General features: G+C 39.9%; 9 protein-coding genes. 6 read left to right on the plus strand and 3 right to left on the minus strand.

Annotated features, from left to right (window positions below):
* Positions 1-4: 4 nt before the first annotated feature.
* From MMG82_RS17445 to MMG82_RS17455, 3 genes are read left to right on the plus strand one after another with little or no spacing between them, the layout of a single operon-like run.
* On the plus strand, positions 5-3,523 hold the full coding sequence (locus MMG82_RS17445; RefSeq protein WP_241407204.1) for a PilC/PilY family type IV pilus protein: 3,519 nt from the start codon (positions 5-7) through the stop codon (positions 3,521-3,523).
* Between the two features lie 10 nt (positions 3,524-3,533).
* On the plus strand, positions 3,534-3,926 hold the full coding sequence (locus MMG82_RS17450; RefSeq protein ID WP_047540417.1) for a type IV pilin protein: 393 nt from the start codon (positions 3,534-3,536) through the stop codon (positions 3,924-3,926).
* Positions 3,923-4,228: a TapY2 family type IVa secretion system protein gene (locus MMG82_RS17455; RefSeq protein WP_047536832.1), complete on the plus strand. Its 306-nt coding sequence runs from the start codon at positions 3,923-3,925 to the stop codon at positions 4,226-4,228. The genes MMG82_RS17450 and MMG82_RS17455 overlap by 4 nt, the downstream gene beginning before the upstream one ends.
* A 153-nt stretch (positions 4,229-4,381) precedes the next feature.
* Here the strand turns inward: MMG82_RS17455 and MMG82_RS17460 are convergent, their stop codons facing one another.
* Together MMG82_RS17460 and MMG82_RS17465 are read right to left on the minus strand one after the other, a co-directional pair.
* A complete protein-coding gene (locus MMG82_RS17460; protein WP_144376114.1) occupies positions 4,382-4,876 on the minus strand; it encodes a GspH/FimT family pseudopilin in 495 nt (164 codons plus the stop codon).
* 275 nt (positions 4,877-5,151) lie between these two features.
* Positions 5,152-5,664: a GspH/FimT family pseudopilin gene (locus MMG82_RS17465; RefSeq protein ID WP_047536825.1), complete on the minus strand. Its 513-nt coding sequence runs from the start codon at positions 5,662-5,664 to the stop codon at positions 5,152-5,154.
* A 246-nt stretch (positions 5,665-5,910) separates the two neighbouring features.
* Between MMG82_RS17465 and glnB the strand changes: the two genes are divergently transcribed.
* On the plus strand, positions 5,911-6,249 hold the full coding sequence (gene glnB, locus MMG82_RS17470) for a nitrogen regulatory protein P-II (RefSeq protein WP_011073353.1): 339 nt from the start codon (positions 5,911-5,913) through the stop codon (positions 6,247-6,249).
* A 192-nt stretch (positions 6,250-6,441) separates the two neighbouring features.
* Positions 6,442-7,731 (plus strand): NAD(P)/FAD-dependent oxidoreductase, encoded by a 1,290-nt coding sequence (locus MMG82_RS17475; protein ID WP_037421015.1) that lies wholly within the window; start codon positions 6,442-6,444, stop codon positions 7,729-7,731.
* Between the two features lie 165 nt (positions 7,732-7,896).
* Here the strand turns inward: MMG82_RS17475 and MMG82_RS17480 are convergent, their stop codons facing one another.
* On the minus strand, positions 7,897-8,913 hold the full coding sequence (locus MMG82_RS17480; RefSeq protein ID WP_037421020.1) for a LacI family DNA-binding transcriptional regulator: 1,017 nt from the start codon (positions 8,911-8,913) through the stop codon (positions 7,897-7,899).
* Between the two features lie 426 nt (positions 8,914-9,339).
* On the opposite strand from MMG82_RS17480, the gene MMG82_RS17485 reads away from it, so the two are divergent.
* Positions 9,340-11,964, plus strand: a complete 2,625-nt coding sequence (locus tag MMG82_RS17485) for a TonB-dependent receptor (RefSeq protein WP_037421023.1) — start codon at positions 9,340-9,342, stop codon at positions 11,962-11,964.
* Positions 11,965-12,129: the final 165 nt, after the last annotated feature.

Here is a 12,129-nt window from a genome sequence, read left to right on the forward strand (position 1 = left end):
AGATATGCTAACTAAAAAACTCACTTTGTGTACATTGCTTGCATTGGCTGTAACGTCAATATCAACTTCAACCTCAACCTTTGGCGATGATACGGAATTATATGTTAAAGAGTCGACAACTCGCACGGGTGCTCGGCCTAAAGTCTTGGTTATTTTTGATAACTCGGGAAGTATGTCTACCGAAGAAATTACTCAGGTGATTGATTATGATCCCGATTATGACTATCCCCCTGTTAGTGGTTCAGGGTACAGTGGCGATCGAATCTATTACACCGTGGGAGGCGGAGCATTACCAAAGCCTGATACCAGTTCTGATAGACGATATTTTGATGCTACGATAAACGGCTGTAATCAAAGTAAAGCTGCATTGGATCAATATGGCCGTTTTACAGGCTATATTCGCGAGTTCACTTCAAGTGGGACTACGGGGGTGTGGAAAGAGTTTCCTGAGACAGATGGTCGTAATATTAAGGTGGTTGATTGCTGGGAGGATATTTCTACAATAGATCCTCAAAACTCATCTTCTTACAATGACGGATTTCCTGCTAATGGGTTAACAATACAGAGTGGTTGGAAAAAGAAAGCATTTCCTTATTTTACGTCATCTTCCCCCAGTAGCACATGGGGTGATGCTTTAATTGCCGCAAAAAATACAGATTTTGGTGTTGGTCAGCCTGTCACTTTTTATACAGATAACTATTTAAGATGGTATTGGTTGTCCAAAGAAGGACGGTTGCCAACCGTAAAAGTTTCAAGGTTAGATATTGCAAAGAAGGCGATTTCTAACATTATTAATTCTACCCCAACCGTGGATTTTGGGTTGGCTGTATTTAATTATAATTACCCTAATGAGGGGAATAGGGATGGTGGCCGGATAGTTTCGGGTATTACACAAATGACGGATGCTGCTCGAGATAGCTTACTATTAACTATTGATAAGTTACCAGCAAAAACTAATACACCTTTGTGTGAAACTATGTATGAAGCCTATCGTTATTTTGCTGGTAAAAGTGTTGTTTTTGGACACGCGGATACCGATTATGGCTCTTATGTAGGCAATCGCCCTCCTTATGATACTTCTGTAGAAAAAAACGGTACTTATAGTAGCCCATTTAAAGTTTGTACTGATATTGCCTATGTGATTTATGTTACTGATGGCTCACCAACAGTTGATGGAAGTGCTAATAACGATGTTAAAAGTTTAACTGCGGCAGCAAGTAAAAGCAGTGATTATTCCTCATTTTCTCAGGGTTTAAGTTCGCCTAGTTATTTACCTGCATTAGCAAGTTATATGTTCAATAATGATCTAATCAATAAACTTGATAGCTCTAACACGGAGCAAATGCAAAATGTGCGCACTTATACTATTGGTTTTAGTAAAGGCGCAGAGGATGCGGCCCCCTTATTAGCGGAAACCGCTAAACGTGGTGGTGGCTTATATTTTGCGGCTCAGAATAGTTTGGAATTACAAAATGCCCTGAATGATGCGTTATCAAATATTTTGAATATAGACTCGAGTTTTACTTCTCCAAGTATTGCAAGTAATAACTTTGATAGAACACAAACCTTTGATGCTGCTTACTATGCGATGTTTTTACCTGGTAAAGGTCCTCGTTGGAGTGGAAATTTAAAGAAACTTAAAGTAACAGCTGATGGCACCTTAGTTGATAGTCAAGGAAATGCGGCTATTGCTGATAACGGAAATATTAAAGATACCGCTTGTACGATTTGGTCTGATTGCGCCAGTCAAAAAGATGGTAATAAGGTGGAGGTTGGTGGTGCTGCGGCTCAAATCAAGAGTCAAGCGAGTCGAACCATTTTGAGTAATTTAGGAGGAGCAAATAGTTTGTCTCCTCTTACGTTATCGAATGCACAAAGTGCCGCTGGTGGCGATCAAGCTTTAGCTACCTTTATGAGGACCAGCATTGATGAAGTCGCAAATACTCTAGACTGGTTAAAAGGTATTGATGTTGACGACGACAATAAAAATGGTAGTACAACAGATAAACGCAGTGATGTTATGGGAGACCCTTTACATTCGAAACCTCTTGCATTGAATTTTGGTAGTGAAACGGCCACGGACATCCGAATTATTTTGGGCACAAACCAAGGCGTTTTACATATGTTTAAAGATGCTGGTGAGTCAGTGTCAGAAACATGGGGATTTATACCCTACGAGCTTTTACCAAATTTATTTGAGCTTAGAACGAATGACCCATCAGGTGTCCACACTGTGTATGGAATGGATTCATCTCCCGTTGCTTATACCGAAACGGATTCTACCGGTAAAGTAAACAAGGCTTGGGTTTTTGTAGGTATGCGGCGTGGTGGCTCATCTTATTATGCTCTAGATGTATCTAATCCAGACAGCCCCTCTCTTATGTGGACTATTAATCCTTCTAGTGATGGTTTTGCCGATCTAGGTCAGACATGGTCGGAACCAATTGTGACTAAAATCGTAGGTTACGATAAACCGGTATTGATTTTTGGTGGAGGTTATGATGTGAGCTTTGATGCTACGCCGACGACTTCGCCCCTAGGTAGTGTTGTATATATTGTTGATGCACAAAAGGGAACGCTGATCCATTCTTTTGGCGGATCGGCGAGTGGAGCAACTGTGCTTCCAGGTATCCAAGGCAGTATTCCTAATTCAGTCGCAGTGCTTGATAGCAACACTGATGGCTATACAGACCGCATATATGCATCGGATGTTACAGGTAATATTTGGCGTATGGATTTACCTACAGCAAGTTCAAGTACATGGACCGCTTTTAAGTTTGCTTCATTGGGAGGTTCAAATAGCGATAATAGACGTTTCTTCGCAGAACCTGTGGTTGCGCAAACAATGTTTACTAATTTGTCCGAAGTATCGGTGACAACTGGGACCGAAACCGTAACGACGAAAACACACCAAAATGTCCCCTATGATGCCGTTGCTGTGGGTAGTGGAATGAGGCCAAGTCCTTCAAGCACTGATGTTAATGATATGTTTTTTATGCTTCAGGATCGTAACGTCGTCACTAAGAGTTTTACGGGAAGTAATGTGCCCGCAACTATTACAGTTAATAATTTGTATGATGTGACATCAAGTGCTCCTACGTCAGAAACGGATAATATCAATTTCGGTACTAAACTTGGTTGGTATTATGATTTTTCTGGACTCGGTGAAAAAAGCTTGACTGCGGCACTGATTGTTCAAGGAAAAGTATATTTTACCTCTTATTCACCGCCAGCCGATTCTGTTGCTGATAACGTTTGTTTAGTTTCTGGTGCTGGTAAGCTCTATGCATTTGATTTACATAAAGGAACAAGATCTTTTTCTCAGTTATATTATGAACTCGGAGAAAGAGTTCCTGACACGCCGCAAATTGTGATCCCAGCTCCAGAATCTGGTAAGGATCCCTATATCTATATTATTGGTGTCGGAAAAGGCGATAAAAATGAAAATGGTGAATACAGTGGCACGATAAACGTCGCTTCTGGTTTAGGTGTAAATAAAATTTATTACCATATAAATGAGTAAATATTTGTATATGAAGATTAAAGATAACGGTTTTACATTAATTGAAGTGATGATAGTTGTTGTTATCATCGGAATTTTATCGGCAATCGCATATCCTTCTTATACTCGATACGTGGCGCAAAGTACGAGAGCTGAAGGTTTGTCGGCGTTGATGAGATTAGCCAATTTACAAGAACAGTATTACTTAGATAATCGTAAGTATGCTACTGATTTAACTAAGCTGATAGGCGCAGATCCCTATATTACTGAACATGGTAATTACTCTGTGACATCAAGTGGTACTACATCATTTACGCTAAAAGCAGTCGCAAAAGGAGTACAGGCAAGCAGAGATTCATCCTGTACACCTTTAACCATTACAGATACCGGGGCTAAAGGTCCAAGTACGGAGTGTTGGAAATGAAACGAGTCATTCTCTCCACGATTTTGGTGTTGATATCGAGTAAAGTTTGGGCTGACAGCGGAAATCCACAGGTCGAACAGGATTTTAAATGTTATATTACGTTTAAAAATAATGCTGAAATTGCTTTTTATCGTTGGAAAATGAGTGAAATGCCATTGAGAATGGCAAATCTCGTTGGGACTCTTCGTCAGTCGAGTGATGGTAAAAAGTCTTACATCAATGCAGTAGAAGAATGCGTTGAGCTTAATGCTTCTTTCAACAGCCTTAAGGCTCAAGAATTGGATAAGTTGACACCTAGATAAACACTTTTAGTGATTCATTTTAAGCTTAATAAAGACTGTACCTTAAAACCATGCTTTTTAAATTCTGCATAAAAGTGCCAAATCGCTCTATTTCATTTGGCATTTTTACTGAAATTTAATGTAGTGATAATCTGTCGTAAACTATTCAGTAAGTTATGAACAGCTTTGGTTGTCACTTCCCTCTTTGATTAATCCTGATGTACTAATTTTTATGCTTTTAGAGCCGTCACTTTCTCCACTTGGACAATATATAATCGATGTTTCAGTAGAGACTAAACCATCTGAAGTGAAGTTTACTGTTTTATCTGTAGGGCCGCTAAGGGAGATCGTGTCTTTCGAGTTAAATCCATCAATTACCTTTAAGACTTTTTTAGCGCCACTGTTCTCAATATAGACACTAAACCCTTTACTCCAGTCATTGCCACAGGGTGTTGCTGCATAGGGGCATACTGTGACTGTAGCACCGTAATTCACCGCTTGATTTCGCGCAAAGGCAAAAAGGTCATTAATTTTTTGTATTTCATTTGCGCTACGAGTCGCTTCATACATTGAAGTAAAAGAGGGGACGCCAATAGAAAGAAGTAAAGCCGCAATTGCGATGGTGACCATTAGTTCAACTAAAGTAAAACCTTTTGAGAGAGTAAACATTGAATAATCCTCGCGTTAACTCGGTTAAGTATATGCGAGAGAGCCTACAAGATCAGTAACTATCTAAGATATTCAATATAACCAATAAGTTGTTTTACAGTGTCGTTTATAATTAGCACAGCCAATACACTAGGTTTAAATGGTTTTAGTTATGTACGAGTAATTTATATTCAGCATAGAGAAAGCTGATACCCTGCACCTCAATACTGTGGCAGGGCATTAACAACTTAGCAGCATTCAATGGATCGTGTACTAGCATATTAACCAATATGCATTTATTTACAGTCAATATTTTTTGCCGTAGATAAGCGAACTCGTCCCGCTTGATTGACCACAATTGCTTTAGAATTTTTGTTATCTAATGTTCGTGGGCAATATTTAAAGGTGCCGTTACTGCCTGATGCAAGCCCATCTGGCTGAAATCTTACAGAGTTACGGTTGTACTTTATAAAATCTTTGCTATCGAATTCATCAATAATCATTATCACTTTATCATTTAAATCAAGTGTTTCAGCTGCACCTGAGTCAGTAAAAACTGAGATACCTTGCTGCCAGTTATCAGTGCACTGTCCATTAACGAGAGGACAAGCAGTTACCCTATATCCGTAGTTTATTGCGGTGTTACGTGCAAATGCGAATGTTTGTTGAACAGTTTTTATATTCGAATCTGCTCTAAAATGGTCAGTTATGTCAGTATACGCTGGAGCCCCAATCGTAAGGAGAAGTGTTGATATGGATAAAGTGGTGAATAGTTCTATCAGGCTAAAACCATTTTGATGGGTATTCATAACAGTTCCTTTGTCATAAGTATCCCGCGTCCAGCAGGCGGTTTTAAACATCAATAGCTAACTACAAGTATAAATGTCAAGCTAGGATCTGCGATGTAATTTTTAGATTTTTATGTGCTAAGAACCGTTTTATAGAAACTGTGTTTTATGAGTAAAGCGATGCCGATGCTTCAATAATACCTTAACCACGTGTAAGCTAGTGTTATTCTGTTTGATTATCTGTAAGCAAGTGCTGAGGAATGTTTGATGAAGAAAGTTGAAGCCATTATTAAGCCTTTTAAATTAGATGATGTGCGCGAGTCACTTGCTGAGATTGGGATCACGGGAATGACTGTGCTCGAAGTCAAAGGTTTCGGTCGTCAGAAAGGACATACGGAGCTTTATCGTGGTGCTGAGTATATGGTTGATTTTTTGCCAAAAGTAAAAATTGAGCTTGTGATCCAAGATGATCTCGTTGATCAAGCTATAGATGTGATTGTTGAAACTGCACGTACTGGTAAGATTGGTGATGGCAAAATATTTGTGACAGATGTTGAGCGGGTTATCCGGATTCGAACTGGGGAAGAAAACGAAGAAGCGGTTTAAATCTATTCTTTTAAAATTAGGGCCTGAGGGCCCTTTTTTGTTGCCTAAATTTTATCACGTAGCTCATTAAGTCGTTCGATTTCTGAAATATCTTTAATGTAAAATGGTCTGCTTAGTTAGACTAAAGTAGTTATCTCTTATCTGTTCCATGGTATAACTTAGCCACTTAAATGAGCTTGTGAGGTTGTTATTTTGGCTACGAAACGAATCGTGATTGTGGGCGGTGGAGCTGCAGGTTTAGCGCTGGCCTCAAAATTAGGCCGTAAGTTGGGCGGTGGTGATGTCGTCGATGTCTGCTTAATTGATAAAAGCCCTATTCATATCTGGAAGCCAAAATTACACGAAGTTGCTGTGGGGGTTATCGATCAGTCGATTGAGGGATTACTTTACAGAGATCATGGCCTTAAAAATGGATATCGTTATATTCGTGGTGAAATTGAGCAGTGTGAACCAGATGCAAAGACTATTCAGCTTGCTGCTGTATATAGTGATTCAGGAGAATTATTGCTTGAACCTCGTCAGATTGAATATGATTATTTAGTTCTGGCCTTAGGTGGAGTATCCAATAGCTTTAATACCCTAGGAGCGGAGCAACATTGTATTTTTCTCGATAGTTTAGATAACGCTAACTTATTTCATCAAAAGCTCTTGGATGCCTTGTTACAACTCAATGAAACACAAGAGAAAGTCAGTATAGGCATTGTTGGCGCAGGCGCAACAGGCGTTGAGTTAGCCGCTGAACTTCATCATGTGATTGAATCAGTTAAAGAATATGGTTACCTTAATATCTCAAAACATCATCTTGATGTGCATCTTATTGAAGCCTCTCCCAAAATTCTTCCCCAACTACCAGAGCGTGTAAGTGCTAGAGCCCAAGCCGTACTTGATAAAATCGGTATTCGTTTACACATCGGGGTGCAGGTAAAGGAAGTGACGCGTGACGGCTTCATCACTCAAGATGGTGATGTGATTGAGGCAGGCCTAAAGGTTTGGGCGGCTGGCGTTAAAGGTCCAAAAGCCTTCCGAAATTTTTCTAAACTGCCTATTACGCCGCGAAACCAAGTCGAAGTTGATGCTTGTATGCGGGTGAAAGGCCATCAAGATATTTATGCCATTGGGGATTGCGCCCTATTAATTCTCGAGTCTGGTCAACCTGTTCCGCCACGCGCTCAAGCCGCTGCTCAGATGGCAGATACGCTATATGAGAATATTGTGAACCGGCTACAAAATAAGGCTGAAAAGGCTTTTGTCTATAAAGATTATGGTTCCTTAGTTTCATTAAGCCGCTTTTCGGCCGTGGGTAATTTAATGGGGAATCTGCGCTCTGGTACTTTCTTCGTTGAAGGCCATATCGCAAGGCTGATGTACATCTCTTTATATCAAAGGCATTTAGCGAGCCTATATGGCTGGTTCTCTGCGATTATTTATCGCATCGCACAAAAGCTACTCAAGTGGCAAAGACCAAAGCTGAAATTACACTAATGGTATAAACACGAGTGAGCTATGCTCTCTCGTGTTTTTAGTATGGCATTTTTCGATATTGGATTTGATATTACTGCTACTAGAGAATCCGTTTACGTACTACAACGACAATGCGCCACTTTTGCATCACACACTACGAATATAAGTCTAAAACATCAATATATCCTAGTGTTTAGGTGAGGCAGAAGAATCGCGGATAACCGGCTCTGGGGTAAATGTTTTTGCAAATTTAGCATCTAGCTCACGACGTTTATCGATTAACAGTTCTGTCGCAACTTGGGCAATTTCAGAATTGGGTTGATGAACTGTGGTAAGCTTCGGCCAAGTTTGGCGTGAAAATGGGCTATCTTCGAATCCTACAATCGACAAGTCACCAGGAATATCAAGCCCTGCTAAACGAGCGGCAAAAAGTGCTCCAGCTGCAATTTCGTCGTTACAAGCAACAATCGCAGTAGGACGGTTTTTAAGTTTAATCAGGATATTTGCGCCTTCGACCCCCGATTCAAATGAGTATTTCCCTTCAATTATGTAATCTTCATTCAGAATTAGATGGTTTTTTGTTAATGCTTGTTTATAGCCAAGTAATCGTTCTTTCGTGGATTCGTGGTGCAAATCACCACTTATAAAAGCGATATTTTTATGGCCCAAATCAATCAAATGCTGGGTTATTTCAACCGCCCCCGACTTGTCATTCACTAAAATGGTGAGCCCATCTGGCTCTTTAACTCCTTCCCCTGCAATAATGCGGACATAATTTGCATCGATCTCGTTGAGAGATTTCAGTACTTTTGGATCTTCTGAAAGTGGCGGTGTTAACACTAAACCTGCAAGCCTCGAATGTTTAACAAGCTGAGTCAGCTCATCACAAATTGTGTCAGATTTAGCATTACAAGGGTGGATAACAAGCTCGTAGCCTTTATCTTTACATGCCGATAAAATCCCATTTTGCATATCAATAATGTAATACGCGTTAGGATTATCATAAATAAAACCAATAGCATAGGATTTTGTCCCTGCCAGATTTCTTGCGGCAAGATTGGGCTGATAATTTAATGCTTTAATGGCCTCGTTCACTTTATCAATCGTGGCTTGTTTCACCGATGGCTCATTATTGGTTACGCGGGAAACTGTCTTGATTGACACTCCAGCATATTTAGCGACGTCGTTGATAGTGACTTTCATTGATCTAAAAACTCTTTATTCGAATTTACGAAGGGCTAGCAGATTGATGAACCTCAATCCTTTAAGCGTAATTTACAAGCCGACAGCGTTGTCAGTTAACTTTTTATTATGTTGCTTATAGTGCGAGCATTTATGCCGTATAGCAATGCTCATTTGTTACAAACTGCGGCATTTTTCAACTGTTAACACTCCGTTATAAGTTGTAATTTTACATCAAATTATTTAAGTGATTATTTTTGCTTAAATATATTCAGATTCTATCCTGCCAAAGTCAGTGTTATGACTTTTTTTTTCGTCCAGAGTTATTTTGTTGTGGCAAGGCTGTTAATTATTGTGTAATGTTTGCTCTAGACATGACAGCGTTGTCATTCCATCGGAATGGTTATGAATACTAAAACGATAATAAAGTTATGGAAGGGAAACGAGATGCGACCATCATCCTTTAAGAAAAGTGTACTAGCTACAAACATTGCTATCCTCCTCGGCAGCGCGGTTTCAATCAGTGCTGTCGCTGCAGAAGCAGCTGCCACTGCTGCCGCTCCTGAAAATATTGAAAAAATTGAAGTGCGTGGTATGAGAGCTTCAATGAAAGCTTCTGTCAACGACAAACGTTTTTCTGACGCTGTTGTTGATGCTGTGACCGCTGAAGATATTGGTAAATTTCCTGACGGTGACGTGGGGGAGTCTTTAGGCCGTATTCCTGGTGTTGCGGTAAACCGTCAGTTTGGCCAAGGTCAACAAGTTTCTATTCGAGGTGCTTCTAGCCAACTTACTAGCACATTATTAAATGGGCATTCTGTCGCCTCAACAGGATGGTTTGATCAACAAGCCATTGATCGCAGTTTTAATTACAGCTTACTTCCTCCCGAATTAGTTGGTGGTATAGAGGTCAAGAAATCTTCTCAGGCTGATGTTGCAGAGGGCGGTATTGGCGGCACAGTGTTAGTTAAGACTCGTAAGCCGCTTGATTTAGAAGCTAATTCTGTATTTTTAAGTGCAAAAGGTGATTACGGTACTGTTTCTGAAGCGACAGATCCGCAGACCTCAGGTTTATATAGCTGGAAAACTGAAGACGAAAAATTTGGCTTTTTAGTTGCTGGTTCATTAGATAAAACTGAATACCAACGTAATGGTATTGAGTCGTTACTTGGTTGGGGGGAAATTGTTCCAACAACTTTCCAACAAGACCGTGAACGCACTGCTGTTAATGCTGCTTTCCAATACAGACCAACTGATAGCCTTGAGTTCGGTCTAAATGTTATGAGTTTGCAGCTTGATGCAAACAATGCCAATACGTCAATTTTCTTATTCCCGACCCAACAGGGTGAAAACAAGTGTCTTAAGAAAAATGCCGCAGGTGTTTGTACTTTAGTTGAGCATACCGATAAAGGTGGTTTTGCATGGGCACAAACTTGGGCTCGTAAGGCAAGCATGTCCTCTGATACAGTGGACCTCGATTTTGCATATCAAGCTGATGCCTATAAGTTAGAAGGCCGTATCGGTAAGACTAAAGCTGAGGGTGGTACCGATTTGACATCCAACTATGGTCAGTCTATTGGTAAAGCGGCAGATTTTGCGGGTATTTACGATGCAACTGGTGATGTTATCAAAATTGACATCGCTAATAATGCTTTCGATGCCAGTGATTTTAATGGCAAGTTGGAAACTGCGGGTTGGGCATTGAAAAAACAACCTAATACTGATGAAGAGTCATTTGCGACCTTTGATATAACTGTTCCAGTTGAGTTTGGTGTTATTACCTCAATTAAATCAGGTATTAGTTATGCGGATCATGACGTAACTCAAACGACTGAAGCTGCGCAATCATCAAATATTACTGCAAAAGACGCCTCTGAATATTACTCAGGAACTATATCATCAGGTGCAGGTTTTACCTTACCTAAGCCTATCTTTGACAATATGATCAGAGATGCTTATGCCGCCATTGATGGCTTTACTTTAGACAAATCTGGTTACGGTACGCTTCAAGAGAAAAACTTAGCTCTATACACTATGGCCACATTTGCTGGTGAAGGTGTACGGGGTAATTTCGGTTTAAGATATATCTCTACCGATGTTGAATCGGATTATTACGCATTCAGTACAAAAGGTACTTATGCAGATGATTTAAGTACAGATAAGGCAAGCTATAATGATGTTTTACCAAGCGTTAACATTGCATTTGATTTAGCAAGTGATTTAATTTTAAGAGCATCAGCAGCACAAGTTATGTCTCGCCCTAACTACGCAGATCTTTTTGCGACTTCTAAATTACCTGGTTTTAACGACGGTACTCCAGGTAACGAAAAGAAAGTAACTGGGAGTGTGAATCTGTTGCCATTTAAAGCCTCTCAAGCAGATTTAAGCTTAGAGTGGTATTTCAGCGGTGAAGGTTTATTTGCAGCAACTTACTTTATCAAAGATGTTAGTTCATTTATTTCAACCCGTGAAAAATTAAATCAACAAATTGGTATTGAAGATCCAAACTTAGTGAGTCAAGGTGGTAGCTCCTGTGGTGCAGGTATATATGACTGTTGGACAGTGAGTGAAAACTATAATGCTACAGGTGGTTCAATAGATGGTATTGAACTGCAATTACTAGATTCATTCGATAACGGTTTTGGTTACTCCGCTAACTACACCTTTGCCGATGCAACCTCACCTGCCGAAAATTATGCTGATCGTGTTGGAGTGTTTTCTGACTCATCTAAGCACACTGTAAACTTAGTCGGTTACTACGAGATGGATGATTTCTCTGCTCGTATAGCATATAACTGGCGTTCAGAGTATATGATGCGTGAATTACCAGGTTTCTACGGTAACCGCGAGCATCAAGCTTATGGCACAGTAGATTTAAGTGCTAACTATAATGTGACAGATTATCTATCTGTAACATTTGAAGTAGTTAACTTACTTGAAGAAGACAGTATTCAGAAAGGTGTTTCACCTGTTGATGCAGAAGGTGTTATTAGTGAATTTAAAGATAACTACCCAGTATGGAGCTTCGATGGTGAAGCTCGCTACAAGCTTGGTGTAGCGTTACGCTTCTAATTCAATTTAATCACGAAAAAGCCTAGCATTCGCTAGGCTTTTTATTTTTAGCCCAAAACCACCTACTTCAGTAGGTGGTTATCATCATTTGAGGCTTTGCCTGTATACCTACCCATGTTAAATGCATCTTTGATTTTTAGCGAAGTCAAAAGAGGCAAATAACAT

Source organism: Shewanella sp. MM_2022_3, assembly GCF_022557375.1.
Classification (GTDB): Bacteria; Pseudomonadota; Gammaproteobacteria; order Enterobacterales; family Shewanellaceae; genus Shewanella; species Shewanella xiamenensis.

Excerpts from the sequence above, each read along its gene's own strand:
- MMG82_RS17445 (WP_241407204.1), top strand. The coding sequence starts at position 5 with ATGCTAACTAAAAAACTCACTTTGTGTACATTGCTTGCATTGGCTGTA.
- glnB (WP_011073353.1), top strand. The coding sequence starts at position 5,911 with ATGAAGAAAGTTGAAGCCATTATTAAGCCTTTTAAATTAGATGATGTG.
- MMG82_RS17450 (WP_047540417.1), top strand. The coding sequence starts at position 3,534 with ATGAAGATTAAAGATAACGGTTTTACATTAATTGAAGTGATGATAGTT.
- MMG82_RS17480 (WP_037421020.1), bottom strand. The coding sequence starts at position 8,913 with ATGAAAGTCACTATCAACGACGTCGCTAAATATGCTGGAGTGTCAATC.
- MMG82_RS17455 (WP_047536832.1), top strand. The coding sequence starts at position 3,923 with ATGAAACGAGTCATTCTCTCCACGATTTTGGTGTTGATATCGAGTAAA.
- MMG82_RS17485 (WP_037421023.1), top strand. The coding sequence starts at position 9,340 with ATGCGACCATCATCCTTTAAGAAAAGTGTACTAGCTACAAACATTGCT.
- MMG82_RS17460 (WP_144376114.1), bottom strand. The coding sequence starts at position 4,876 with ATGTTTACTCTCTCAAAAGGTTTTACTTTAGTTGAACTAATGGTCACC.
- MMG82_RS17465 (WP_047536825.1), bottom strand. The coding sequence starts at position 5,664 with ATGAATACCCATCAAAATGGTTTTAGCCTGATAGAACTATTCACCACT.